At 47.8% G+C, this 26,564-nt stretch carries 25 protein-coding genes and 1 other RNA gene; 12 read left to right on the forward strand and 14 right to left on the reverse strand.

Annotated elements, in window-relative coordinates; translation table 11 throughout:
* Positions 1 to 7 precede the first annotated feature (7 nt).
* The 5 genes from smpB (at position 8) to ACCI51_RS00965 (ending at position 4,963) form a co-directional block, all read left to right on the forward strand.
* Positions 8 to 487, forward strand: coding sequence for an SsrA-binding protein SmpB (gene smpB / locus ACCI51_RS00945; protein ID WP_299579489.1), 480 nt, complete (start codon positions 8 to 10; stop codon positions 485 to 487).
* Between the two features lie 40 nt (positions 488 to 527).
* Entirely contained in the window at positions 528 to 1,874 is a 1,347-nt protein-coding gene (locus ACCI51_RS00950; protein WP_299579492.1) for a sodium-dependent transporter, read from the forward strand.
* 174 nt (positions 1,875 to 2,048) lie between these two features.
* Positions 2,049 to 2,438, forward strand: a transfer-messenger RNA (tmRNA) gene (gene ssrA / locus ACCI51_RS00955).
* A 442-nt stretch (positions 2,439 to 2,880) separates the two neighbouring features.
* Positions 2,881 to 3,333, forward strand: coding sequence for a nucleoside deaminase (locus ACCI51_RS00960; RefSeq protein ID WP_371842267.1), 453 nt, complete (start codon positions 2,881 to 2,883; stop codon positions 3,331 to 3,333).
* A gap of 1,036 nt (positions 3,334 to 4,369) precedes the next feature.
* Positions 4,370 to 4,963: a hypothetical protein gene (locus tag ACCI51_RS00965; protein WP_371842268.1), complete on the forward strand. Its 594-nt coding sequence runs from the start codon at positions 4,370 to 4,372 to the stop codon at positions 4,961 to 4,963.
* A 350-nt stretch (positions 4,964 to 5,313) separates the two neighbouring features.
* Here the strand turns inward: ACCI51_RS00965 and ACCI51_RS00970 are convergent, their stop codons facing one another.
* The 8 genes from ACCI51_RS00970 to ACCI51_RS01005 form a co-directional block, all read right to left on the reverse strand.
* A complete protein-coding gene (locus ACCI51_RS00970) occupies positions 5,314 to 5,511 on the reverse strand; it encodes a hypothetical protein (protein WP_371842269.1) in 198 nt (65 codons plus the stop codon).
* On the reverse strand, positions 5,508 to 5,897 hold the full coding sequence (locus ACCI51_RS00975) for a hypothetical protein (protein WP_371842270.1): 390 nt from the start codon (positions 5,895 to 5,897) through the stop codon (positions 5,508 to 5,510). Before ACCI51_RS00975 ends, ACCI51_RS00970 begins: the two co-directional genes overlap by 4 nt.
* 77 nt (positions 5,898 to 5,974) lie before the next feature.
* Positions 5,975 to 6,304 (reverse strand): hypothetical protein, encoded by a 330-nt coding sequence (locus ACCI51_RS00980; protein ID WP_371842271.1) that lies wholly within the window; start codon positions 6,302 to 6,304, stop codon positions 5,975 to 5,977.
* A 2-nt stretch (positions 6,305 to 6,306) separates the two neighbouring features.
* Positions 6,307 to 6,699, reverse strand: a complete 393-nt coding sequence (locus ACCI51_RS00985; protein WP_371842273.1) for a type II toxin-antitoxin system YafO family toxin — start codon at positions 6,697 to 6,699, stop codon at positions 6,307 to 6,309.
* Between the two features lie 19 nt (positions 6,700 to 6,718).
* Positions 6,719 to 6,865 (reverse strand): hypothetical protein, encoded by a 147-nt coding sequence (locus tag ACCI51_RS00990; protein WP_371842274.1) that lies wholly within the window; start codon positions 6,863 to 6,865, stop codon positions 6,719 to 6,721.
* A gap of 80 nt (positions 6,866 to 6,945) precedes the next feature.
* Positions 6,946 to 10,257 carry a type I restriction endonuclease subunit R gene (locus ACCI51_RS00995; RefSeq protein ID WP_371842276.1) on the reverse strand — a complete coding sequence of 1,104 codons (3,312 nt, stop codon included), beginning with the start codon at positions 10,255 to 10,257 and terminating at the stop codon, positions 6,946 to 6,948.
* Between the two features lie 24 nt (positions 10,258 to 10,281).
* Positions 10,282 to 11,607 carry a restriction endonuclease subunit S gene (locus tag ACCI51_RS01000; RefSeq protein ID WP_371842277.1) on the reverse strand — a complete coding sequence of 442 codons (1,326 nt, stop codon included), beginning with the start codon at positions 11,605 to 11,607 and terminating at the stop codon, positions 10,282 to 10,284.
* Positions 11,597 to 13,168 carry a class I SAM-dependent DNA methyltransferase gene (locus ACCI51_RS01005; protein ID WP_371842278.1) on the reverse strand — a complete coding sequence of 524 codons (1,572 nt, stop codon included), beginning with the start codon at positions 13,166 to 13,168 and terminating at the stop codon, positions 11,597 to 11,599. The genes ACCI51_RS01000 and ACCI51_RS01005 overlap by 11 nt, the downstream gene beginning before the upstream one ends.
* A 489-nt stretch (positions 13,169 to 13,657) precedes the next feature.
* Between ACCI51_RS01005 and ACCI51_RS01010 the strand changes: the two genes are divergently transcribed.
* The 4 genes from ACCI51_RS01010 to csrA all read left to right on the forward strand — a co-directional run bounded on the left by ACCI51_RS01010 (position 13,658) and on the right by csrA (position 16,255).
* Positions 13,658 to 14,647 (forward strand): restriction endonuclease, encoded by a 990-nt coding sequence (locus ACCI51_RS01010; protein WP_371842279.1) that lies wholly within the window; start codon positions 13,658 to 13,660, stop codon positions 14,645 to 14,647.
* A gap of 18 nt (positions 14,648 to 14,665) precedes the next feature.
* On the forward strand, positions 14,666 to 14,959 hold the full coding sequence (locus ACCI51_RS01015) for a hypothetical protein (RefSeq protein ID WP_371842280.1): 294 nt from the start codon (positions 14,666 to 14,668) through the stop codon (positions 14,957 to 14,959).
* A gap of 181 nt (positions 14,960 to 15,140) precedes the next feature.
* Complete coding sequence (locus ACCI51_RS01020; RefSeq protein WP_371842281.1) at positions 15,141 to 15,461, forward strand: hypothetical protein; 321 nt, start codon at positions 15,141 to 15,143, stop codon at positions 15,459 to 15,461.
* A 581-nt stretch (positions 15,462 to 16,042) separates the two neighbouring features.
* Entirely contained in the window at positions 16,043 to 16,255 is a 213-nt protein-coding gene (csrA, locus tag ACCI51_RS01025; protein ID WP_371842282.1) for a carbon storage regulator CsrA, read from the forward strand.
* 167 nt (positions 16,256 to 16,422) lie between these two features.
* Here csrA and ACCI51_RS01030 read toward each other — a convergent pair whose 3' ends face one another.
* Together ACCI51_RS01030 and ACCI51_RS01035 are read right to left on the reverse strand one after the other, a co-directional pair.
* Entirely contained in the window at positions 16,423 to 17,625 is a 1,203-nt protein-coding gene (locus tag ACCI51_RS01030) for a serine hydrolase domain-containing protein (protein WP_371842283.1), read from the reverse strand.
* A 57-nt stretch (positions 17,626 to 17,682) separates the two neighbouring features.
* The gene (locus ACCI51_RS01035; protein ID WP_371842284.1) at positions 17,683 to 18,534 is read right to left on the reverse strand and encodes an alpha/beta hydrolase; all 852 of its coding nucleotides are present in this window, start codon (positions 18,532 to 18,534) and stop codon (positions 17,683 to 17,685) included.
* A 178-nt stretch (positions 18,535 to 18,712) separates the two neighbouring features.
* On the opposite strand from ACCI51_RS01035, the gene ACCI51_RS01040 reads away from it, so the two are divergent.
* Positions 18,713 to 20,920 (forward strand): winged helix-turn-helix domain-containing protein, encoded by a 2,208-nt coding sequence (locus ACCI51_RS01040; RefSeq protein WP_371842285.1) that lies wholly within the window; start codon positions 18,713 to 18,715, stop codon positions 20,918 to 20,920.
* 127 nt (positions 20,921 to 21,047) lie between these two features.
* Here the strand turns inward: ACCI51_RS01040 and ACCI51_RS01045 are convergent, their stop codons facing one another.
* Positions 21,048 to 21,971 carry a LysR family transcriptional regulator gene (locus ACCI51_RS01045; protein WP_299579545.1) on the reverse strand — a complete coding sequence of 308 codons (924 nt, stop codon included), beginning with the start codon at positions 21,969 to 21,971 and terminating at the stop codon, positions 21,048 to 21,050.
* Positions 21,972 to 22,118: 147 nt separating this feature from the next.
* On the opposite strand from ACCI51_RS01045, the gene ACCI51_RS01050 reads away from it, so the two are divergent.
* The gene (locus ACCI51_RS01050) at positions 22,119 to 23,243 is read left to right on the forward strand and encodes an alkene reductase (protein WP_371842286.1); all 1,125 of its coding nucleotides are present in this window, start codon (positions 22,119 to 22,121) and stop codon (positions 23,241 to 23,243) included.
* Between the two features lie 359 nt (positions 23,244 to 23,602).
* On the opposite strand, the gene ACCI51_RS01055 is transcribed toward ACCI51_RS01050, so the two are convergent.
* From ACCI51_RS01055 to ACCI51_RS01065, 3 genes are all read right to left on the reverse strand, one after another.
* Complete coding sequence (locus ACCI51_RS01055) at positions 23,603 to 24,304, reverse strand: cytochrome c biogenesis CcdA family protein (RefSeq protein WP_299579551.1); 702 nt, start codon at positions 24,302 to 24,304, stop codon at positions 23,603 to 23,605.
* Positions 24,297 to 24,707 carry a thioredoxin family protein gene (locus ACCI51_RS01060; protein ID WP_371842287.1) on the reverse strand — a complete coding sequence of 137 codons (411 nt, stop codon included), beginning with the start codon at positions 24,705 to 24,707 and terminating at the stop codon, positions 24,297 to 24,299. Before ACCI51_RS01060 ends, ACCI51_RS01055 begins: the two co-directional genes overlap by 8 nt.
* Before the next feature lie 436 nt (positions 24,708 to 25,143).
* Positions 25,144 to 25,776, reverse strand: coding sequence for a hypothetical protein (locus ACCI51_RS01065; protein ID WP_299579557.1), 633 nt, complete (start codon positions 25,774 to 25,776; stop codon positions 25,144 to 25,146).
* Between the two features lie 421 nt (positions 25,777 to 26,197).
* On the opposite strand from ACCI51_RS01065, the gene ACCI51_RS01070 reads away from it, so the two are divergent.
* On the forward strand, positions 26,198 to 26,557 hold the full coding sequence (locus tag ACCI51_RS01070; protein WP_371842288.1) for a hypothetical protein: 360 nt from the start codon (positions 26,198 to 26,200) through the stop codon (positions 26,555 to 26,557).
* Positions 26,558 to 26,564: the final 7 nt, after the last annotated feature.

Below are 26,564 nucleotides of genomic sequence, written 5' to 3' on the forward strand. Positions count from 1 at the left end.
AGTTTTCATGGCCAAGAAAAAGAAAGCGCAAACATCTAACACCATCGCCCTCAACAAGAAGGCCCGTCACGACTACTTCATTGAGGAGAAGTTTGAGGCGGGCGTCGAAATGCAGGGCTGGGAAGTGAAAAGCTGTCGCGAGGGCAAAGCCCAGCTGACCGACAGCTATGTCATTTTCAAAAATGGTGAAGCCTGGCTGCTGGGGTCGCGTATCCAACCGCTTGCCAGTGCCTCCACCCACTATGTGACCGAGCCAGACCGTACCCGCCGCTTACTGCTCACCAAACGCGAGCTGTCCAAGCTGATTGCCGCTGTGGAGCAGAAGGGACACACGGTGGTGGCCACCGCACTGTATTGGAAGGGGCACCTGGTTAAGTGTGAAGTTTGCCTGGCCAAGGGCAAGGCTTCGCACGACAAGCGCGAAACGGAAAAACAGCGCGACTGGAACCGCGAGAAGCAGCGCCTAATGCGCGCAACGCACAAGTAGTGCACGGCGAACAATTAGAAGAATAATTACGGGATTTACCATGAGTGCACCTCGAGGACAGTTCAGCTCGAATATTGGCTTTTTGATGGCCGCCGCCGGGTCCGCCGTGGGCCTCGGCAATATCTGGGGTTTCCCCACCAAGGCCGCCAGCAACGGCGGCGCCGCCTTTGTTGTCGCCTATCTGGTTTTGGCCTTCGCCCTCGCCTACCCGGCCCTGATGGCCGAGCTCACCATCGGCCGCTATGCGCGTCGCAATATGGTGCAGGCACTGCGCACCATCTCCAACGGCCCTGTAAGCCGCTTCTTCGGTGGCCTCACCGGCTTTGGGGGTATCCTCGTTGCCTCCCTGATCCTGAGCTTCTACGCCATAGTGGCCGGCTGGATGGTAGCCCACCTGGCCGAACCCTTCGCCACCCTGTTTGGTGCCCAGGAAGCGGCGCAATGGCTCACTGAAAACAGTACCCAGCGGAACCTGATCTTTACCGCAGTCTTCAGCGGCCTCACCATGTTGATTATTGCCAGTGGCGTAGAAAAAGGCATTGAGCGCTGGTCCACCCTGCTGATGCCCGCCTTGATCATTCTGTTGTTGCTTTTGATCGCCTATGTACTTACCCAGCCAGGCGCCTTTACCGGCCTGGAAGTGTACCTGATGCCGGATTTCAGCCACTTCACTCCGAAGCTCCTGATCTCTGCCATGGGCCAGGCCTTCTTCTCCCTATCTCTGGGAGTGGGCACCATGCTGATCTACGGCTCCTATCTAAGCCAGCAGGAGAGCCTGCCGCGCCTCGGCGCCCTGGTCACCCTGATCGACGTGGGCATCGCCTTTACCGCCGGCCTGCTGATTTTGCCCGCCATGTACGTAGCCCAGGAGGCTGGTTCGCAGATCTTCTCCGCCAGCGGCGAACTGATCGCCGGACCCAACCTGATTCTGCAGGTACTGCCCGCACTGTTCGATACCATGGGTGAAGCCGGAGTCTTTGTGGCGATCGCCTTCTTCGCACTGATGGTGATCGCCTCGCTCACGTCTTCCATCTCCATGCTAGAAGTGCCGGTGGCCTTCTCGATCGAAAACCTGGGTATCCCGCGTCGTATTGCCACGCCGGTAGTGGGCCTGATTATCTTTGCTATCAGCAGCACCATTATTTACAACTTCGACACCCTGTTTGGACTCGCAGTCAGTATCAGTACCGAATACGGACAACCCCTGCTCGGTATCGCGCTGTGTATCTTTGCCGGCTGGATCTGGCGCCGCGACCAGCTGCTGGGTGAGCTGAAGAAAGGCCACGAAGATATAGAGCACACGCTGTTCTGGAAGATCTGGCCCTGGTATGTACGTATAGTCTGCCCACTATTGATCCTGGCCGCCTTCGCCCAGTCAGTGATTTAACCGATCGACTGCAGGCCCGGCGGCAACTGCCGCCGGGACACTCCCCCGCCTACCCACCCTACCCACCCTACCAAGAACACCACCAATCACCTCAAGAACAGCTGGCGCATAAAAATTTATTGCAAGCCCCAACTTTGAGGTATACTTATGTGACACACGAGAGTGTTTCTAATCGGGGATGACTTGGATTCGACGCCGGTGACGAAACCTTGGGTGCATGCCGTGATGGCAGCGAATCACGTAAATCCAAAGCTGTATTTTATTAGTTGCCAACGACGACAACTACGGTGCCCAACTCGCTGCGTAAGCAGCTTGTGAAGCACTAACTAAGGGTTCGTCCCTTAGCAGTCTTCAGCAAGGTTCCAGTATCGCGCTGTAGACTGTTATACAGAACTGGATCGCCGCAAGCCATGTCCGTGGGTAAGCGGTTAAACACTTTACGGGATCGCCCTATACGTCCTGACCGCCGGGTTGTAATGGGTTAAATCAATAGACGGAGCTAAGCATGTAGAGCCTCTGGCAGAGTGCTGACGGACGCGGGTTCGACTCCCGCCATCTCCACCAAATTGAAAAAGGCCAACCGCAAGGTTGGCCTTTTTTCTATCCCTGCTCATATCCGCAGAAAAGTATCCATCCTTTGAGCCAAACCCCACCAAGCATTTTTCATTGATGTTGTAGTTACTACTTGGCCGTGACTGCGAGGCTAGAATCTTTTTGCAGCGGTGAATAAACAATATCTCAGAAAATACAGACATAAAGCTAGACCGAAAGTCCTGATGTCGTATTACCCAATTCAGTCACCAAGCGAACCGGTGGTATGCCATCACTCAATGGCCATACTCCCCCGCTTTCATATGACTGCAAAACCTATCCCCCCCATAACTCTTCCTAAAACCTATCAGCCTTGTTTTTGACTGTGACTCTGGGGGAAAGGGGAGGTCACAATAGATACTCTACATTCTATCTATACTTCAAGTATCCACAAAAACTTAAATAAAGGGTTCCAATGAGTGAATCCAAGCATGAAACTTTTATGCGTGCAGCTATTGAGGAAGCGCACAAGGGTTTAGCGACAGGAGGTGTCCCCACCGGTTGCGTAATAGTGCGCAATGGTGAAATTATCGGCAGGGGTCACAATCAGCGTATCCAACAGAATAGTGTGATCAAGCATGCTGAAATGGATGCACTGGAAAACACAGGAAGATTGCGCGCTGCCGATTACCAACAATGCACACTTTATACAACGCTATCACCCTGCTCAATGTGTAGCGGAACCATTCGCCTATACGGCATTAAAAATATTGTTATCGGTGAAAACAAAACTTTCCAGGGCGATGAATCATTGCTCAGGTCTGAAGGTGTACTCCTGACCGTCATAAATAACTCTGAGTGTGTTGACCTTATGAATCAATTTATTCGGGAATTTCCTGAAATCTGGAATGAAGATATTGGCGAGTAAGAAACCATCTACTGCAAAGTGTCTTTATAGTGGCCAGCCTATAAACCAAACTATTAAAAAGATTGACATTTCATGGATTCATTTGATATTTACACTGTGGCTTTCAAGAATTCAATTGTGTTTGAGAAGCTACATGACCCCCTACTCAGCATCAATCTGACACACTACTAGTCAGCCTGACAACCTCCAAGCGGGCTCAATCAATGAAGGCTGCAATAGCCTCCAGATGTGGGCCCTGGTCTAAGGATACCTGAGGTACATAACGAGCCTAGACCGAAGTTTCAGTCCGATTTATAGACTAAAAAGCTAGCCCCCATAAACTATTAATGGAATTTGTTATACACCCCATCAATAACGGATAACATCATCTTTGCATGGAAAAGCCTGGAGCCTAGCTCTGCTTCTAATATTTTTAACTCTGGGTGCCCGATTGTATTACGGAGGCTTTGTTACTGGCATATCTGGAAGGGGAGCTGATAGCTGTATCATGCGCCATCGTACATAATGATTCTACAAATACCGGAAGAGACGACCGTGCTTCCACCGCAGACCTGACCGGCGCACTCACCCCACCAAAAAAAGGCACCTGGCGGCAATTACAGACCCTGCTGAAGTTGGGCGCCTACTCACTGCCATGGACGAATACCAGAGGATGCCAAGCACATAAAACTGCCCAGAGAAAAAATGAAAATGAGCCTGCAACATTACTCCTCTTGCTGAACAGGCTCTAGCCTTACTGCAAGAGCTGGCGCGGCTAACAGGCCATGGCAAATATGTTTTCCCATCAGCTCGAGACCAGAGCCGTCCACTGCCTGATAACGATGTGAGGGCTGCGCTCAGGTCACTGGGCTATGACAATGAAATCATGACCACCCCCGGCTTTCGTGCAATGGCCCGTACTCTATTAGACCGCGATACTCGGCAGATTTAATTTAGAATTCGTATTTTCATCAAGCAAAAAATTGAATGTGGCACATTCATCTCAAATCAGAGAGGTGGAACACATTCTTCAATGGATTTACAAGGATAAAGGGATATGTCCATCAACGAACATGCAACCAAGATACAGGTGAGTCGACTGGTTAACACCGCTCTGGCAGCGATTAAGAATAAAGATCCGAGATTTGATCAGACTCTGGTTCACACCTTGGATCAACTCAGCTTAATCAGCCGGAACCTGAATACTGCCAAACATAACGTACAGCACTTTGGTGGAATGATGGCGAGCGGCGCTCATGGACAAAACGCCTACCGAACCAATCAATCCATGAACTCGAAGCTTAGGACCCTCTCATCACTTGAAGCCTTCCTCGCAGAAGAATGGAAAAAGCTTGGTAAAGCAGTTGACGCTTATAGGAAACAGCTTCCATGGGAAGGCAAGACCGAATTGGAACTCCTGGATATGCTTGCGGGAGAAATCGAGTCGTTCGATAAATTACTTAAGAAAAACGTCATTCAGGTTCCAAAGCACCAGTCCAATCCACATCAAACGATGACCCTTCAAAGAGAAATTACACAATTAAAGGCAATGCCCGCTCATACAGCGCCAAGTATGCTTGTCTTAATTTCCATCGGCCTTCGGTTATTTGCAATGTACGTCGGTTCTAAAAGAGTGACTAGCAATAGATAGTCTCGATTTCCCTTTTAGCAGTTCGCTAGGCGCTGGACGTTTTTAATCCGACAGGCTCAATGCCTGCCGGAGCCTTCTAAGTAAGTGGGGACAGAATTGGGGGTTACTTTGCTCTAGGTGGGGTTATCTTTGGTTTTTTGTGATTGAGCCAAATAGAAACCAAGCAAATACGGTAGCTACAGCAACTATTCAAGTCTTGCCATCCCCACCAAATCGAAAAAGGCCAACCGCGTGGTTGGCCTTTTTTATTTCTAAGTCACGTCCAGAAGACCTTCAGCTTCAAGAGCTAAACAAGTTCCTTAACCAAGAAGCCAACCCCATCAAAATGCAACTATCCAGAATCGCATAAACTATTTATTAACGTCTTTTAAATCTGGCTTCCCATCGGGATTATCATCCCGCATTGCATCTTTACCCCCACTCAGAAGCCCCGTCTGATCCACATCTTCAGAACCTGATAATAGCTCTTCAGCACGCTTTTTGGCGCGCTCCTTTCTCCACTTTTCATATTCAGGGGTGCCCTTTAGGGGGCGTTTTTCATTGGTCATGCAATGCGCCTCCAACAGTAATCACCACGAGAGTTATAAGTGAAGCCCTTGCTGGAGTAATAGTCACGTACCTTCTCGTTAACAGGCTTCATAATACGAATCTCATGAGCACCTATCTGTTCTGCATATTCCTCCAATGCCAATAGCGTTAGAGGTAGAATCATTGCACGCAGGGGGTGGTTATGTGGTGCCGCTTCGAGGGAGTCTAGCCGAAGCCGCGCTCCACTCCAGGTGGGGCGCCCCAATGACAGTGCGCACAACTGATTACGATGCCAAATACTCAGCTCAAAACGCTTTGGGTTGGTAAATGAATACAAGTCATATTCCCTGGACCAGTCCCAATCCAGTTTTCTAAGAGGGCTGTCATTACAGGACTTGGCTTGCACCAACGCCCGAAAGTTGATTTTATTATTATGGTAATGAAAAAGGCGCTACAGCGCCTTTAGGTAAAAAAATTTTACTCTCAATCTTTAAATTCTACGAAGTCATCGTCATCAGTGTCAGAGAGAGGACTCTCCTTACGATGTTCTTCAAACTGTTTACGGAACGGCTTGCCAAAACTCTCTTCATCTTGTTCTGGCCAACCCACGTCTATTCCACCAAGCAGCTCCGCTAGAGGAATCCAACCTACTATTTCAGCGCTGTATCCGAGTTGCCATTGACCATCTACCCATGAAGCCACATCGTAAGCACCAAATCCATGAGGATAACGAACAGCAACAATATACTCACCAGGTGTTGTTGGCTCACTTTTTTCTTGCCACATAGCTTGAAAACTTCTGTCTTCTGCCACTGTTATTTCCTCATTCGAAACTGTTCAGCTTTATCGATCAACCAATTCATGTAATTGAAATCCCGCGCTTTCTGGTGGGCTCCGGCAGCAATAAAGTCGATCACATAGTATGTGTTAGGTGTCATCGAAGCTTCTGTATAAATCAATGCACTATCACTGGTTCCTGCACGAATATGCACAGTCTTTACTTTGTCAAGAATATGTACATGACGCAACTTGGCTCTTTCTGCGTAAGGCTTTGGGTCATGATATGGAACATCCTTACCAAAGTAGTGAACCGTATTTCCAGACTTCCAACGTTTAAAGTCACTAATAAGTGCTCGCAAATCGCTATTGGTCTGGCTTTCCTGATCAAGCTCTTTGCGGACAAATACTTTAATTGTTCCTTCTTTCACTATAAGGCCCAGCCGTTATCTATTTAACTTCCACGTAATCAAGGGGGCTGCTACTGTTCTTGGCCTTATCGGCTTTAGTTTTAGCACGCTCAAACCCTTTCGCAACCTTTTCCAAGGATGCCTTATTTGGGGTAAAGGCCTCTTTTACTCGCTTCCTTTCACTCATGCATTTCACCTTCGGACATCAAATGGCTATAAATTGTACGCCTGCAATTGAGAACATCTCAAGATTAAAAAGTACAAATATTACGTCAACTCCACCTGATGCTGCTTAAAGTTCTCCGCTTGCTCCAGAATCTCTTTAAACACATCATCATTGGCAATCGGTGGATAGCCGAACTCCGCTAATAGCAGAATCAGCTTCACTTGCAGCTCAGCCTTAATATCTTCCCGCTGATTCCAGGCGGGAAAGCTGGCGACGCTGTCGACTTCTTGCTTAGCGCGCTTGGCAAGTTCCAGTAACCTGTCTTCCGGGTAAGAGAAGTCGTATTTCACCGAGAGGGATTTGAGGATATCGTAGAAGGCTTTTTCTTCGTAATTGATCCCCATATCTGCAAATGAGGTCATTTCAGTTTTTAAGTCCTGATAGAGGTCAATAATCTCGTTGGAGAAGTCCTCCAATACACTGCTGACCAGTACATCCTCTTCCTTGCGCTCGTTGTACTTTTCTACCAGGGCCTTAAACTTCTTGCTGAAGTCAACACTTTGCATCTTATTGGTTTTGGCCACCTCACCGATGGCTTTTTTCAGCAGTTTTTGTAAGAGCTTGATCTTGGTATTTGGCAGTTTGATTTTTTCGATTTTGGCCAAATAGTCCTCATCGAAAATATCGATGGGGCCGCCACCCTTTTCCTCACCGAGCTTAAAGATCTCCTCTACCCCATCGCTGCGAATCGCTTCGGCGATCATCTCGCGCACTTTGACATTCATCTGTGCGGTATCTGGGGCATCGCCCCGGGTGAGTTTGAAAATAATCGAGCGGATAGCCATATAGAAGTGAATCTGGTCCCGCTCGGTTTGCGTAATTTCCTCGTTGCCACAGCAAATGTCATAGGCCGCCTTTAAGCGCTTGGCGATATCCATAAAGCGCTTTTGGGTCTTCTCGGTTTGCAGGGCATACTCGGCCGCTTCATTAAGGCAGTTGAGCTGGCTTACCGGGTCACCGCTAAAGTAGCCGCTGCTGTCAAAGTGGTGAAAAGCCCGGTTGAGCAAATCCAGGTGATTGCGCACTTCTACAATAGAAGCCGCGATATCTTCAAAGTTGTCCGCATTACTGCCGCCAAAGGTTTTCAGCGCTTTATTCATATTGGTTTTGATACCAATATAATCCACCACCAACCCCTTACTTTTGCCCTCAAACTTGCGGTTTACCCGTGAAATCGTCTGGATCAGGTTGTGCTTTGATACCGGCTTATCGATATACAAGGTATCGAGAAACGGCACATCAAAGCCGGTGAGCCACATATCCACAACAATGGCGATTTTGAAGTTGGATTTGGCCTGCTTGAATTGGCGGTCCAGTTCTTTGCGATCTTCCTTGGTGCCGAGCTTGTCCCACAGCACCTTGTCATCATCTTTATTGCGGGTCATCACCATACGGACCCGCTCGGAGGGTTTTAGCTCCTTGCGCTCTTTCTCCGTTAACTGCTCACCTTCAGCACAGGCCAGTACCTCAAACCACTCGGGGCGCAGGGCTTCCAGCTCTTGATAGAACTGATAGGCAATTGAGCGGGAGCTACTCACAAACATCGATTTACCGGCGACGGTAGAGCCCTCTACCAGGCGGTTTTCGTAGTGGGCGACAAAGTCCTTGGCCAGGGCGTGAATACGATTCTCATCCCCCAGTATGGCGTTCATACGGGCCATGGCTTTTTTGCTTTCGTCTATTTGATACTCGTTGGCGCCGTCTTTCTCACACTCCGCATAATAATCCTCAATTTCCTTGAGCTTGCCGTTGTCCAGAATCACCTTCGCCGCGCGGCCCTCATACACAATGCGCACGGTGATTTCATCTTTCACCGATTCATTCATGGTGTAGCGATCTACTGTGGGGCCGAAGACATCCAGGGTGGCGTCGATGGGGGTTCCGGTAAAACCGACATAGGTGGCGTTGGGCAATGAATCGTGCAGGTACTTGGCAAAACCGTAGGTTTTCTTAACCCCTTTATTGATCCCGGTCTCTACCACCGTGATTTTTTGATCCAGGTTAATCTGGCTGCGATGGGCTTCATCACTAATGCAAATCACATTGCAACGCTCAGTCAGCCGCTCAATATCTTCCGTAAATTTATGGATGGTGGTCAAAAAGACACCACCGCTCTGGCGACCCTGCAATTTTTCACGCAAATCCGCGCGGGAAGTCACGCTCTCAACAATCTGGTCGCCAATATAAATTTTCGCATTGGTAAATTGCTGTGACAGCTGGTCGTCCAGGTCTGTGCGATCGGTAATCAGCACAATGGTGGGGCTTTCGAAGGCGGCGCTTTTCATCAGCAGGCGGGTTAAGAACTGCATGGTAAAGCTTTTACCGCAGCCGGTGGCACCAAAGTAGGTACCGCCTTTACCATCGCCGCTGTAGCCCCCTTTGCCATCGGGCCTTTTCAGGTGTGAATAAATATTCTGGTAGAGCTTGGTGGCCGCGTAGTACTGGGGATAGCGGCAGACGATTTTGATTTCCTGATGGGTTTTATCGGGGAAAAAGATAAAGTGGCGCAGTACCTCGCGCAGGCGGCGCCGATCAAATAGTCCCTGGAGCATGGTGGTGAGGGAATCCAAGCCATCTTTACTGAGGGTTTCCTCACCGGTGATTTTTCGCCAACCGTAGTAGAACTCATAGGGCGCAAACAGGGTGCCCATTTTATTGTTGACGCCATCACTAATCACACACAGGGCGTTATACACAAACAGCTGCGGAATATCCCGGCGGTAGCGGGTGCAGATTTGGGTATAGGCGTGGTGGATAGTCGCTTCCGGCCGGATGGCACTTTTAAATTCAAACAGCACCAGGGGCAGGCCGTTGATATACAAAATACCATCGGGGATACGCCGCTCGCCACCGCTGGCCGAGGCCACACCCTCAATTTCCAGCTGGTTAACGATCTTATAGATATTGGTCGCACCTGTTCTATAACCTGCTTCCCCCTCTTTGACAGGTGTGGTTGGCAGTGTATCCACCTCACCCTCAGTGGGGATGCGCATCTCGGTCAGGTCGCTGTAATCAATCAGCTGGATATAGAGATCTTTTTGCGTGTGATCTTCACGCTTAAACAAAAAGCCATCACTGAGCCATTTGCAGAACTTTTTATTGCTGTCATACAAATCGCTGGGGGAGAGCAGCTCCAACTGGCGAATAATGCTCTCCACCTCGCTTGCAGTAATACCCTCCGCCGCATACTGCCTGCTCAAAAAACTGCGCAGATCTTCCTTAATCAAGACTTCCGTCGCCCCTCGGGGCCCATCGGTACTTTGGGAGAGCGCCTCCCCGGTAATATGGGGATAACCCTGCTGTCCCAATAGTTGAATTATGGCGTTTTCTAGTTGGGCTTCAGTAAACTTCATTGAAAATCCTTTTTCATTCTGCCTTTAGGCTACTGCATCACTCACTTCTTTTTCCACATCTGGAATACGTAACTCACCTGAGATTAGTTTTGGTAGGAGAGTGTCACGCATTTTGCAAAGCTTATAATTTTCTTTTACCAGTCCGATACGCCTTCCAAAAGAAGGCTCCATCAAACTAACAAATTGATCTATAAGTTCACTAGGAGGAATAACCATCAGCGTAGATAAAATAGATTTAGCACTAATGTTTGGTTGCGCACTCCCTTGAGCCGCCTCCAAGATACTTTCCTCAACCCCTTGTTTATTTAATGCCGAATACAAAAATACATTTCTATTACTTTCTTTCGGAGACAACTTACAAACTCGCTGATTAAGGAAATATGATTCTGTCCCTTCAGAAACTATCACACCAAATTTCCCCACCGTAGCACCGGTCATTGCTAAAACAATATCCCCATCACGCAACAAAAAACGATCAGCCGCTTTAGAAATAGCTAAAGGAACCCTGGCAACATCTGCAATATCGACAGTCCGATCTGCTTTGATATTTTTTATTTTAATTACAGCTTCACCCTCTTCTGAAAAATCTTTGCTTTTGAAAGCAAAACCACTGAGAGCGTTTGCTATCGATGCAAGAGTTCCAGATTCCCACCCCTTCGGCACCCAACCCAAAGCCTCAGTTTGCTCAAACTCACAGGGAAAGTGCTGGCGAATAGCTTCCGGCAAGGGCTTATGATCCGGCTTGGCCAGTTGTTGCTGACGGCGTTCGGCGCGGGCTTGCAGGGCATCGGGAATGGGGTTGCCTGCAGCGAGGGCGTTATCAATAACCGGGTCAAAATCCACAAACCAACTTTTAAACAGGGCCTGGGCCATTTGTTCTAAGGTTTGATTGGTTTGGCGGTTGAGTTGGATTTTATTCTCGTATCTTTCTAGGGCTACGCCAATTTTCTTTTGCTCATCTTTATTCTTGGTAGCCCAAACTAAAAATGGATATACTGCATTTCTATTTAACGACTTTTGAGCACTTCCAGAATTGAATTGATCAAAATCTATCTGAGATAATAAGTAATAAATATAGCGCTCATCATTTCCTTTGAAGTCTGTTACATACAGAGCTGTATTTAAGGGCCAGAAATCGCTATCTGAGTAACTAACAACTCCCATAGAGTTTCCGCTACGACCAATGACTATCCCCGGTCCCTTGCATTTAGCCTCATCATGATAACCAGTAAGACCTGAGGACCCCATAATCGGTATTTCCCCTTTTCGCCGGTCTTGTGATGGAAGGTCATGTCCTCTTTGGAGAGCTACGAGATCACCTAATGGAATTTTTCCCCACTCACTTGCCATAACCCAGCACCTCCAGATTCTGACAAATAGCTTTATCCAACGCTTCGGCTTCACCCATCTGTCGATACAACGTCTGACTTAACGCCTTCATTTTCTCTTCAAAAGGAATACCATCGTCTTCCAGCTCGGCGGCGCCCACATAGCGCCCTGGGGTCAAGACATAATCGTTGGCTTTAATCTCTTCAAGACTGGCGGCTTTGCAGTAACCGGCAATATCCTCATAGTCACCGTCTTTTTCCTCGCCGCGCCAGGCGTGGTAGGTTTGCGCAATTTTGGCGATATCGTCAGTGGTCAGCTCTTTGTGGATACGGCTGGCCATAGTGCCCATCTGACGGGCGTCGATAAATAGGGTTTCGCCTTTGCGCGATCGGTAGCCATGTACCTTGTCTTCATCTTTATTTTTGGTGAGGAACCACAGGCACACGGGAATTTGTGTGGTGTAAAAAAGCTGGCCCGGCAGGGCGATCATGCAGTCTACATGGTCGTTATCAATAATCTCTTGGCGAATGGTGCCTTCACCACTGGTATTGGAACTCATAGAGCCATTGGCCAACACAAAGCCGGCGGTGCCGCTCTCGCTCAGCTTGCTTAACATATGCAAGATCCAGGCGTAGTTGGCATTGCCGGTGGGCGGTACGGTATAGCCGCCCCAGCGGGGATCATTGGTAAGCTCATTATCCGCGCGCCACTGTTTCTGGTTAAACGGCGGGTTGGCCATAATATAGTCGGCCTTCAGGTCCGGGTGCTGGTCCTTAAAGAAAGTATCCCCAGCCACTTCCCCCAGGTTGCCGCTAATACCGCGAATGGCCAGGTTCATTTTTGCCAGCTTATACGTGGTGCTGGTGTATTCCTGCCCGTAGATAGAAATATCTTTTTGGTTGCCGTTGTGGCTGTTCACAAACTTAATGGACTGCACAAACATACCGCCGGAGCCGCAACAGGGGTCGTAGATCTTGCCCTTGTAGGGTTCGAGCATTTCCGCCAGCAGTCCCACTACAGATTTCGGTGTATAGAACTCGCCACCGCCCTTGCCTTCAGACGCGGCAAACTTACCCAGGAAGTATTCGTAAACCCGGCCCACCAGATCCTCTTCACTGATATGGCACTCGTTAGCGAGGGTCTCGATATTGTTGATGGTATCCAGCAGTGCCGCCAGCTTGCTGGCTTCCAGGCCCAGGCGGGAGAAGTAGTTATCCGGCAGTGCGCCGGCCAGGGATTTATTGGCCTTTTCAATGGTGTGCAAGGCGGTATCGATTTTAAGGGCGATATCGTCCTGCTTACTGTGCTTGATAATGTAATCCCAGCGCGCCGCTTCCTCCAGGTAGAAGACATTGCTCTGGGTGTAAAACGGCACGGTATCCACAAACGCCTCTTTGCCATCCTCAATCAGCGCCTGGCGGTGGGCCTCAAACTTATCGCTGATAAACTTGAGGAAGATCAGGCTCAGGACGATATGTTTGTATTCGGAGGACTCTACCGAGCCGCGCAGCTTGTTGGCGCTGTCCCAGAGGGACTCTTCAAAAGAGACGGTTTGCTTGGGTTTTGCGGACTTCTTGGCCATGTACAGCGTATTCCTTGGTGTTTTCGCCCTCCCCGGCATCACTGTTGGGCAAGGCGACAGATCTTATTGCGCCTAATTTTGCCCGATTACAGGGGGGCTGTCGCCTTGTACAAAAGGCAGTCTCTCCAGTCATTAGTCCCCCACTCAACGCCGCACAATATTGGCACCTTGGTACCCAGTCATATTCTGTCAGGCAATCGTGGCCTTTCAGGTTTGCCGCTTCTAACCAATACCGCTAGCCATGCGCCGATTGTGCAAATTTTCGACAGGATCATTTGGGCTTTTACCCATGGGATTTGCCTGATTGGTAGCCACTCACTTTTAACCCACTTTTAATTTCGGCCCAGGCTTCGCCCTTGACACGCCTACAGCGAATTTCATTGAATGCTATTAGCGGCCGCTTCTGCATCACCCCGTGTGCAAGCCACGCAAAGGACACAGCGCAACGGTCACTGGGTTAAAAGAATTAGACAATAGGGAAATCGTAGTATGACCAACGCATGGATGATCCGCGCCGGACGTGGTGGTATTTACAGTGAAGACTTCGAGAAAGGCTTTGCCGCAGTGGGTTGGTCCCAGCTGGGAGACCTTAGCCAGTATTCAAGCACCGAGCGCTTGCGGGATGAATACATCAAGATTTACGGCAACGATAAGCCTGCGGCTACCGCCAATGCCCTGGCCATGATCCTGAAGTTTCGGGATCAGATTGCCGCAGGCGATTATATCGTGAGCTACAACCCGGAGACACGGAACTATCTATTGGGCGTCGATAAAGGAGAATACCTCTACCAGCCGGATATTATCGGCGACTACGCCAACCTGCGTAAGGTGGAGTGGCTCGGCAAAGTCAGCCGCGACCAGCTGCCCCAGAAAGCCAAAAACTCCCTCGGCTCCACCCTCACCCTCTTCTCCCTAAGCCAGGAAACCATTGATGCCTTCCTAACCATATTCGAGGGCCGTACGCTAACGCCGCAGGAAGAAGAAACCGCAGAAACTGATAGCACACAGCTCAAAGACGAGGTCGTGGCCCAGAGCCATGAACTCATCAAAGACAAAATCGCCGCACTGCTGCCCGAGGAAATGGAGGAGCTGGTTGCGGCGATACTGCGTGCGATGGGCTTTAAGGCCAAGGTATCCCCCAAGGGACCGGATCGCGGTGTGGATGTGATCGCTTCACCGGACGGCCTAGGCCTTACCCAGCCGCGCATTAAAGCGGAAGTAAAACATCGCGATGGCTCCATGGGCGCCCCCGCCATACGCGGCTTTATCGGCGCCCTGCGGGAGGGGGACTCCGGCCTATTCGTCAGCACCGGCGGCTTCACCCGCGAAGCCCGCTACGAAGCCGACCGCTCCACCTTCCCCCTCACCCTGGTGGACCTCGATGACCTGGCCGATTTAATCGTCAGCCACTATGAGAGCTTCGATTTAGAAGGCCGAGCACTGATGCCTCTGGTGCGGATTTACTGGCCGGTGGATTAAGGCGGGCGGGCTAGTACCGTGATCGAATATCGCTATTCAGAAGAAAAAACCGTTGCCCTGTTTTTTGCTGAATTACTGCAAGATACAGTGGCAATGGCTATTTTAGAGCGTGGATATGTAAATTCTTCAGAAGAAGCCACTCATCTCAGCAAGTTCTTCTGGGCCATGGTTGATAAATCTGCTCAAGAGCGAGAGCTACCTTGCGAGGCCGGCTCTGAATACTGGCTAGAAAAGCTGTACAACAGCTTTGGCGGATACCTTTTCGAAAAAGGTTATGAACAGCAGTGGGATGATGAAATTGATAATGCCTAAACTTCAACATCAGAACCATATAATAATGAAAAGCTGCTTTTAAAACTTTTATGGTCTCTGAAAATACTAGCATCACCCTACCTAAGCCTTCTGACATAATGCCTAGCGAAAATTCTCAACTTCCTCTACACCTCGAAAATTATTTAAAAAGTAGAATATATATCGAGGCTTACACATAGTGATGAAATTTAACGAACATGAACTTGCCATCAAAAATATAGCAATTCACTACTCCCACAAGCTAAAAAACCAACTGGCCGAAGACATTCTACTTGGCAAGAGAGATATCACTTCAGCTGAAGAAACTAAACTACTGACTCAGTTTTTCTGGCAAATGGCAGATCAGGCAGCTAAAGATTATCAAAACGGTGGACAACCAGATATTGATGTCGACCTTGAGAGTTACATGGAAAAGCTAATGAATATTTTCATCGGCTATACCAAAAGTGCAGGCTTTAACCAACAATGGATTGAAGAATCCAATAGGATTAACGGCGCATAAGATCATTGCGCTCATTAAAAGGCTAATATTTTTTCAATTTTTAATGAACAATTGCCATTCTGCAAAGTGAACTCACAAAAAATATAGGCGCCCAAATAATCTTATTGGATTTTATTAAGTTTTCTTCAGCGTCAAAGCTGCGTAGAATCGAAAGATATTTATCAAGATTCTGGGCAGTGATCAAATCAGCTTCTACAAGCCAACCGCCCAAGATAAAACAAGAACAACGAGAATTTTATAAAAGACCCATTCCCAAAGGAGAACGGTAGCGTGACGTAAGAGACAGTAAAAGGCGCTGACCCAAGGTGCGGCAACACCCGGGGCCAGCTAACCAAATTGATAGCATAATTATCAAAGTGGCTCCATGAATGGTACGCTAGAAACCCACTCGTCTTCAATAAAAGGTTGCACCTTTAGCAACCTGAGGCGATTCCCCAAGCACTGGGAGTCTAGCGCCCGCCTTTTCTTCTTTTACGCCTACCGTTCTCGCGCCCCTCCTAATACCTGCAACCGATATTACTTCCCTGCCCTTCCCGTTGCGGGAGGTTTGCCAATGCTTAGCGTCTCATTAGGAAACCAATATGTTGATTTTAAACCGCCGTACAGGCGAGAACCTCAGGATTGGGGAAAACGTCTCAGTCACAATATTAGAAGTTAAAGGTAATCAGGTGCGGGTAGGTATAATCGCTCCCAAGACCTTACCAGTTCACCGTGAAGAGATTTATAGGAGAATCAAAAAACAACAAGGGCAAGATAACTGGGGGGATAAAAAGCAGACTCTCCTAGTAGAATGAGCCCTAACAATCCTGCTTTGGCCCTACTGCTCCAAGGGCTAGAACAACCGTAACCCTGCTGTTATCGAACAATCTGTCCAATATTTAGGGCTTCCTTATTCCAGAAGCCCTAGATACCCGACAAAAAATTTCTACAGTATCGGGGTAAGATCAATTATTGTAGCAACTCAGCCAGCTGTACCACTTAATGCAGAAGATGCAAAAGCCGGCAAAATACGTTGTTCTATCAAGCCCAGGGTTTTGTCATCATCTCTGTGGCCCGTGATCGCAATCACCAAATCAAGATCTTCAATAGAGATCACGTACTGGCCACCACCGCCCCAGCCAAACTTTGCGATATATTTTTTGTCGCCAACCTTCAAAGGTGTTCGCCAGAAGAAGTAGCCGTATGAGAAGTTGGTGTAATCAAACTCATCATCTGTGGGAACAGCTACCTTTCCAGTGGCCTTGGCAATATACGCCTCCGGAATTAACTGGTGGCCGTTCCATTTTCCCTTATTAAGTACCAAAGTGCCCCACTTAACCATACTGCGCGATGTCATCATGGCTCTTGATCCTGCCTGGGGCACGCCGTTAACGGCCTCCTTCCAGTGATAGATATCGATCCCCATTTTCTCCAGCAGCTCTTCTTTAATAAAGTCACTCGCGGTGCCGGGAACTACAGCATCCAGAACCAGCATTGCAATCATTGGGTCTGAGCCTTGATATAAATAAGTCTGCGAATCAGAAGTGATCGGCTTACTGTGACTTAGATAGATTTGAGCCAGCTTTTTCCCGGTTAACTGCTCTTTGTTTTCCAGTAAGGCACCGAGTTTTTCCTCTGCAATACGGATTCCTGACTGCATGCTCATGGCATGATTTAGTGTGACAAGGTCTGCGCCTTTAACAAGCTGCTTCCTATCCAATCCTTTCAGGAAGGAAGTGACAGGCTTGTCTAGGTCTTCCATGGTCAAATAACCTAACTGTATCGCCCGCCCAATTGCCAGGGCGGTATAGGCCTTGGTGGCAGATGCTTGAGGGTGAGGAAAATTAACACGGCCAAGGGAATAGTAGGATTCAAAAACCAGTTTGTTGTTTTGAGCAATTAGTAGGCTATCGTAAGGTGTATGTTGGTTATCAACTATTTCTAGTGCCAGCTGTTGCAAACTCTCCTTGATTACATCTATCTCACCAACAGGAATACCGTCTTTTCTATCCGCTGGAGCTGTATCAATAACTGCTTTTTTAAGCTTTGGTATTGATCTCTCCTGGCCTGTGAGGTCACTACCATAGTCGGCAATATTAATTTCTGGTGCCTGCAAGCCTCCTGCGCTTACCGAAGCACTTATGCCGCACATTAAGCCGATTGCGATTAGCTTCTTAATAATCATCTTATATCCTAAAGTTAATTTTTAAATATTTATAAATATGGTGCGATATATTGTCGTTTAATCTCTTAGCTTTTCGGCAAGCCAATAGATACTGCGAACGGATGTCTTTGGGAATGCGGTAGTGTGATTCGCCGATTCGATAACTGCCGGCTCCAGAGTTAAGTTAGCCAATTTTTGGTCCTTTAACTCACTAACAAACCTTTCTACCGTTACGCCCAGCTCCTTCTCTAATTCTCCGTAAGCAATAAATACGTTTGTTTGCTTGGGTAGTTCCATCAATGGTTTGTTAGGCTCTGATTCAAGTCGGGAATCCATATAAGTGCCTATCAATCTTGACGGGCTACCGATAATATAGTTTTGAAAAGTATCCGGTTGGCTTATTAAGGCATAAACCCCAAAGAGCCCCCCGAATGAGTAACCGAAATAAGTGCGGTTATCTGGATTTGCGCGGTAATTTCTTTCGATATACTTTATAACGTCATTTCTTATAAAAGCGAGATGCTGATGGGCCTCTCCTTTATAGGATTCTTTATCGTTATCTTTATTATCTGAGGGTAGTGCTGGTTTAAAGTCCCGATATCGACTCGACCATTCATTTTCATCAGCTGGCATACCTTTCCGCCAGCCAATGCCCACCAAAATGGCATCTTCCAGTGCGTATTCAGTAGTGGCCGATAGTATCTCAACCGCCCATAAAGCATCTGTATAATAAATGACCGGATGCTTTTTGGTGTCACTCTCCTCATATTTCTCAGGCAGCTTGATATACAGCTCGTATTCTCGGTTATTGCTGGAGTCCTGAATGGGGATCACTTGGATTGTGGATAACTCCAGGGCCTTATGCTCACCGGCTTTAAGCGCAGTGATAGGTAGCAACAAAAGAAAGGCGACTAGTAAACGTTTTTTCATATCAGTATTTATACCGTTACCTGTGGTCGTAGAAGCGTTCAATTTAAACAGCAAGCCGGTGAAAGGCCTGAATTGCTCCTGACTTTTGGATGACTTTGTTCTGTCACTATAAAGTGCTTATTTATCAATAACTTACAAAGTCTGCTTTAGCTGTAATCCGGGTTTATGCTAGTATCCATTGCCAAAATTCAGCTCAAATTTTGTTCAGGTAGATACATCAATGGCTTCACAATATTGGGTGGGTGACTTCTTTATTGATTTATCCAGAAACCAGATCACCCGAAGTGAGCAATCGCAAACGATCCCCCCAAAAGCCCTTGCTGTCTTAACCCACTTGGCAAAGCATCAGCGAAAGGTGGTGAGCCAGGATGAGCTACTGTCTGAGGTCTGGCCGGATACAATAGTCACACCCAATACGCTGCAAAGAAGTATTGCGCAGCTTAGAAAAACCTTTGGGGAGGACCGGAAACAGCAGTCTTATATTAGAACCCACGCCAAACAGGGTTATAGCCTGGAATGCGATATTGTTTGGCAAGACGGTGATTCTATTCCGCAGGATAATACAGCACCGAAAGAGGCCCCCCCCTCCCCCACTTCCCCTAAGCATGAAATAGAGATAAAACCGGTTAATCCGAACCACCAAACCCAGACGATCAAACCAAATCGATTTCCAATCTTTGCGCTTGTCGGGTTGGTATTATTAGTATTTGTTGTATTTAGACACTCTCCACCCGAACAAAATTCTCAGCTTGTATTTGATCGATTACAGGCAGTCACCGCAACTGACCGCAAAGAGTTCAGCCCCTCTTATTCACCTGACGGTGAATATATTATTTTTAATCGTTATTTAGATAAGCTCTGCGTTAATAAAATCTGGGCCAGGAATATTCATACCCAGAAGGAAACGGAGTTAACTCCAGAATGGGGCACTTATGGCCGCCATACACTATCACCAGACGGCAAGAAACTGGTATTTATTTCCGAAGAAGACTGCACCATACCGCTAACCCAAAATACCTGTTACAACCTGGTAAGCCTGGATTTTCAAAAGGCATTAGTCAGCCCACAGAAGCCAACTGTATTAATGCGCTGTAAGAACTCGGCCATTAAGAACCCGGTATGGTTAAATAACAATGATCTCGCTATTTTGCATAAAGAGTCTAACCGTTGGCGGTTGATCAACTATTCAGTCAGGGATAATACCAGTCGGGTTCTTTATGACCTGGAAAATGGAAACCTGGCCTACTTTGATTACTCAATCACAGATGGATTAATAGCTGTAACCAGTCATCACCAAGATGGCCAGCTTTATATCGATATACTGGATTCCAAGGGAGCGCTTTTATCCAGCCACCCGATCGACTATCCGGATGAAATCCCTCAGCGCAGGACTCTATCCCCTAACTTTTCGCCGCTTAAAGATGCGTTAATCTTTAGCACAGGGCGACGACTTTTCTCTCTTACTTACGATGGAAAAGTCAGTAAGCTTGATTTGCCCTTGGATCAATCTGCCAGCACACCTGATTTCCACCCCAATGGGCAGAGGGCACTTCTCATTAAGGGCCGATACGATAGTGATATTGCATCAATACCGCTTAACCAGCCTGAATCAATCAATACGCCTTCGGAGGAGGATGTTAGAGAACTCTACCCAAGCACAACACGATCGATTTTGGGAGAAGATGATGGCATTTTCCAACCCAATGGTAATTTGATTGCATTTACATCCAGGCGCTCTGGTGAGGACCAGGTATGGATAGCTGATGGCAGTGATTTACAGCAACTCACCCGCTTCCCCATGGATACCAATATCTACGGTATAAGCTGGTCTGCCGACGGCCAAAGCATACTGGTGAGCGCCAATCAGGTACTTTCTAAAATCTCCCTAGACGGTAGCAGAGAAGCTTTCTCACTAGCGCACCCAGTTGACCGACTTTTCCAGTGGGATAGTGTGAGTAACCTCGCACTGTTAACTTTAACGGTTAAAGGCGTTACCAAGTTTGCAGAAGTAAACTTGGATAATCTTGAAATTAGCATTATCGACGATACCCAAGTTAACTGGGCCCAACGAAGCGAAGATGGACGGCTGATCTATATGGATCATATGAACCGCTTCTGGCAGCCCGGCCCTGCGGAAGACCAGCTAATCGAAGCGCTGGTTCATCAGGGCAGTGAGAAAAGGTTTGTAATCAAAGAGAATATGATTTACTCCATCAATCGGGATAATCAATTGTGGTCATACGATCTCAGCACTGGCAACTTTTCTGTCTTGAGAGAAGTGCATAGGGATATCGATTACTTGACTGATATTAATCAGGAAAACCTAATGATTACCTATGTTGTTGCCGCTAAAAAAGAAGTGGCTGAGTTATTCTTACGGGAATAGGGATACAGCCTATTTTATTTTCAAAAATAAGATGGTTATTTATAAACCATCTTATTGCCCCGCCACGATTCAATTCAAAATACCACCCTCATGTATACCTCTATAGCTCATTAAAGAAATCAAATAGCTACTTAAAAAGTTTCATAAGCTGTTCAACTACCCACATATGAAGCGGGCTATGATTCGATCGACTATGCCAGGCGACAATAACTTCAAATTTTGGTGTTTGGGTTTCCAGGTTGAGAGGAATCACTTTTTTATTGGGCAGTAATCTTGAGGGGTAAAAAGCTATTGTGTCGGTTGCGGCAATAATATCTGGTGCGGCTGAAAAGCAAGGTACAGACATAACAATATTCCGTTTCAGCCCTTGCATCGCAAACCATTCATCGTGAGAGCCTCTCAGGTTTGCCCGTGAAGGCGAAATAATCAATTGAGGAAGTTCGGCTACGTCAGCCAAAGTTAATGACTTACCCTTCAAAGGGGATTTTTTTCCGGCAATACAGACATGTTGCTCTTCAAATAATAGTTTGTATGGCAAGTTATCGGGGATGAAGTCCGGGAAGGTGAGCGCTAAATCAATCTCGCCAGCGACCATCAACTGATTCAGGTTATCCGTTTCAAAATCCCTGACGATCACTTTCAGTTCCGGTGCCGATTGACACACAACCTCCAGAAGCTGGGGTAATACCGATTGAATGGCGTAATCCGTAGCGCTGATACTAAAAATGCCTTTATAGGTTGCCGGATCAAACGTTATTGGGGTTAGTAAAGACTCTATATCCTTCAGTATGCTGCTGATCCTGCCGCCCAGCTGTTCAGCAACGGGGGTGGGTACCATGCCGTTCCCTTGCCGAATAAACAGCCGATCATCAAAGACTTCTCTCAACTTGCGCAGTTGTTCACTGATCGCTTGTTGAGTCAGCCCCACCTTTTCGGCGACTCGCGACAGATTTCTCTCTTGCAGTAGCGCTTCCAGAATACGTAGCTGTTTGAGGTCCAGCCGGCTTATACCATTCATAATTGTAACCAAGACAAGGAGCAGTTGTTTCAAATTGTATCCTTGCCTCTCTATTATTCCCACCATCGCAAGGCACCATCAAATTTGGCTGGGGCTATTCAGTAGCCCCTATCGTTGTTGTTGCTTATCTCTGTCTTTTTTAAATACTCGCTGCAATCAGTTTTTAACAGGAAGGTCATTATGAAAAACGAGTCACTATTCAGTGAGATCAACCTGGGCCCTTATACCCTGAAAAATCGTATTGTGCTGCCGCCACTGACCCGGTCGCGCAGTACCCAACCCGGCAACATTGCTAATGACCTGATGGCTGGCTACTACGCACAGCGCGCAGGAGCCGGCTTTATGGTCACAGAGGGCACACAAATCGAACCCAGGGGCCAGGGCTACGCTTGGACGCCCGGTATCTATTCTCAGGAGCAGGTCGAGGGCTGGAAAAAAGTGACCAAAGCCGTGCACGACCGAGGCGGTATCATCTTTGCTCAACTTTGGCATGTAGGGCGTGTATCCCACACCTCACTACAGCCGGGCGGCGAGGCACCGGTAGCACCGTCTGCAATCCGTGCAGATGCGGTTAAGGTATTTATCGAGACAGGGCCAGGAGAAGGCGCTTTGGCTGACCCCAGTGAGCCCCGCGCGCTGACGACAGAAGAAGTTAAAGCACTGGTTCAGCTCTATGCTCAGGCAGCGCGTAATGCGTTGGAAGCCGGTTTCGACGGCATTGAGCTGCACTGTGCCAACGGTTACTTGGTGAACCAGTTTATTTCCGAGCATACCAATCAGCGCGACGATCAGTACGGCGGCAGCCTGGAGAACCGGTTGCGCTTTCTCAAAGAAATTGTTGCGGCGGTATCAGAAGAAGTCGGTAGCGATCGACTGGGTGTTCGTTTTGCTCCGCTATTTGAAAGTACCGATGAGGACCGTGTCTATCTTGGACTGGTCGAAAGCGATCCACACACAACTTATATCGAGGCCATCAAGCTGCTAAGCGATGCGGGTATTGCCTATCTATCACTGGCGGAGGCGGATTGGGATCAGGCTCCAGATCTTCCCGAGAACTTCTATCAGGAAGTGCGCGAAACTTTTAGCGGGCGCATTATGTACGCGGGCAAATATTCTCCGGAAAAAGCCTTGCGCGTAATGCAGGCAGGTAACGGAGATATCTTTGGCTTTGGTCGCCCATTTATTGCCAACCCGGATCTTCCTGAACGTATCCGCAATGAGTGGCCACTCAATCCAGTTGATCCGAATACCATGTATGGCGGTACCGACAAGGGCTACACCGATTACCCCCCTTATCAACCGTAAGCTGCAGTGGTTCAGATTTGAGTTGACAGAATACCGGTTAAAAAACTGGTTCTGTGCAATCAAATCTGAACCTCTCCAGGCCAATAACGGGAAATTAAAAAGACCTTAAGCACCCAATCATAAAATCACACGACCTGTTGCAATGTCCATATTGCTTTCTGGAAGATAAAAAAAGCCCCAGTAAATACAGCTTGCTGGGGCTTTTTCTCAAACTATTACGCTAATTTACACTCCCTCCGAGCGCTGCAAGATTTCCTTCAGCGGCTTTGGGCTACAGCTTATTCCTGCGTTTAAAGGACACTCTTTTCCTTAGTGAGTCAATTCCGCTATAACACTCGCTGAGTTAGGACAGGGTACCGTCAAAAGTTGAGACTCCATTCAGGAATCCAATTCAACGCCCAGGTCTCCAGAACCTTATCGAACCCACTCAGTACCATAATACCGAGCAGCAAAAGGATAATGCCGAGCGCCGTTTTGCCTCCAATGGCAAAAGCTCCAACGGAGGGCGACAGGCGACTGTAGATTTTCCGTGACAACCCTCCTGCCACTAGGAGCGCTGCGCCAGTGCCCAGTCCGAAAGCGAACATCACCATAAACGACTGGCCCAACTGCTGGCCCATAGAGGCCAGCGCAATAGCCGCACCCAGGGTGGGGCCTACACAGGGCAACCAGATGATTCCGGTGAGGAAGCCGATACCAAACTGCCCTGCCCAGGCACCATCACCGGTAATTCCCGCCCCTGCGGTGATTTTTGATAGACGTAGTGTCAACCAGTTGGAAAGCGGCTTTATCAATAGCACAAGGGCAACAGCGACAAGCAGGATCGCTGCAATATAGCGGAAGAGCTCAGGGTCCAACCCCAAAGAGATCAGTAAGAAACTCAGCACCGTGCCTGCCAGGGCGAACGACAGGCTGAGCCCGGTGGCCAGCGCATAAGGCCCCCAGCGCCCAGCGCTGCTGGAAGCGCCGACAACCATTGGCACTAGTGGCCAAACGCAGGGCGAGAGAATACTGAGCGTGCCTGCAATTAGCGCTAGGGGGATAGCACCGAGTTCAAGCATTTTCGCTACACGCCTTCACGGAATCAAAGATATTCTGACGGATCACATCGGCGCGTGTTTCGGCAACACTAAACCAGACCTGCTCTTCCCCACGGTAGAGCAGTAGGGTCGACTGCCGGGGTGCGCGGAAATGCTTGACCCACTTTTTTTGTTGGTCGAAATCCACATTTAGAATTATCAGGCCACATTGGGGGTTGTCCTTCTGGAACTGTGCAAGAATCTTCCCCTGCTTCTTACAGGTAGGGCACCAATCAGCCCGCACATCAATCAATACCGGTTGCTTGGCAGCCTGCAACTCCATAAAACGCTCTTTAGAGAAGGGCTCTCCAGCTGATACATGGGGCACGATCAGAAGAAGGGAAGTTACAAACAGGGAGCGTAGGAGTAAGTGGAGAACGTTCATGCTAATCATATCCTCAGTATAAAAATGCACACCCCAGTGGAAAGGTAAAATTGGGTGCATTGACAACCTTAGTCGGAATAAGCCGAAAATCATTACACTCTCAGGAGAATAATTTCTTATAGGATACTCCCTGGATGGTTATGTTCACGTCTTACACATCTACTCTGGCTGGATTATTACCCTAAGCTATACCCAAGCCAATTTAGGATTAATAAGAAACCAGAAGCCTGAGTGAACAAGAAGATCAAACAAAAGAAATCTATTTCATTCTGAAGGTTGTTGCTGGTTCGCCGGTGGAACCGTAAAGATTCCTGGCTTTGCCGCTAGCCATAAACCCAGAGCCCAGAGCCCAGAGCCCAGAGCCCAGCCAATCTAATCCAATAGCCTACCCAAAAATAATTGAACGATGGGTATACAACACCGTATGAATGCTTTTTTATTTCTTTCCAATCTTTTTATGTATGACGACCAATATCAGTGGAATAACCAGCCAGCCCATAGACCAAACTACAGGACCGATGAAGGCAAGCCCAATAGTAAGTAGCGCGACAATAGGCTCTGTGGTGGCGGTCTTGAATACGTTATCTTTTTCTTTACGAGTCAAGGAAGCATTGGCGAATCCCCTCTTGCGAGCATACTGCCAACCTGCGAGCCCAATAAAACCAGATAGCGCAAGGCATATACTCTGCCCAGCGGTGGACGAAATACTGACTAACTTAGGGTCACTAATCGCAAAATAGAGATAAAAACAAACAACAACTTGCTGCAATAACACCAGGGCCGTATGCGCATTGTTGGACTGCTCAACGGGCCCAAGTAATTTATGCGTCAGATTCCACTGTACCAGCGTTAGCCCAACAGCAATAAATAGACGGAAAACTTCCTCGGAATGTTCCAGTAAAAGGCTCAGAAGCCCAAACTCAAGCTTGGTCCAAGCCATATCTTCCCCCGAAGGAAGATATAAAACGAAGTTGACAAAGAGAAGGGCGTAAGCGACATCAATAAAGTTCTCAAGTCGCTGCAAGCGGCGATGCCTGACTGCAATAGTTCCAGTGTCTACATGGTGCATAAAAGGGCCCTAACATTTAGCCACAATGAGTCTGGTTATAGCAGACACCGAACCCTTTTAGGCTACGGATCTTTAATGGAGGGGTATTAACTTTTAACGCACCCATCAAAAAATCAAAAAGTTCATTATTTTCAATGAGTTACATTAATCTTGTGATTCTCGATTCTCTTGCTGAACGAGCAGTTAAAACTGTATTCAACTGAATACTAAACAGGCATGTTGAATAAAAAGCAGACAGGTCGATTTTGATAATCGATTGACTTCAAAAAGAATCTACATAAGATCCTACAAAATTAACCCGGATAAACTCAGGCAACTTCTGAGCAACGATCAAATTGCAAAGCTTGGGAAGTAACCTTCCTTAAAAAGCATCGCTATTTTTAGGGTTAAATTCATACAACTTTTACAGCTAGAAGAAAAGATGCCCAAGATTTTTACCATTATTGCATTTGCCCTTGTCACCACTTCCTGTATGCAACTGGAAGTTAAGCCGGGCCGGGTTATCGGGGATACCGTGGACGCGGGCAAAGACGCCTACCAGAGTATTCAACGCAACCGCCGGGGCGAAGAAGAGAGAAGCTACTCACACAAAACCAGTTACGACTCCACCATCTCCAATGCCGCCAATATTGCTGGCTGTAAGCAGGAACTGATGGCGGTGGTTAGTGTGTCTGATCTAATGGTGTCCCAAGTGATTTCTGAGTCTTCAGAAGTTCTACTTCAAGACGGTGATAAAACCATTTACTGCGCAATGCAGGCGCTTGTACGCCCCAAGGCGTAAACGTGAT

This window comes from Microbulbifer echini (assembly GCF_041447225.1).
In the GTDB taxonomy this organism is placed as follows: Bacteria; Pseudomonadota; Gammaproteobacteria; order Pseudomonadales; family Cellvibrionaceae; genus Microbulbifer; species Microbulbifer echini.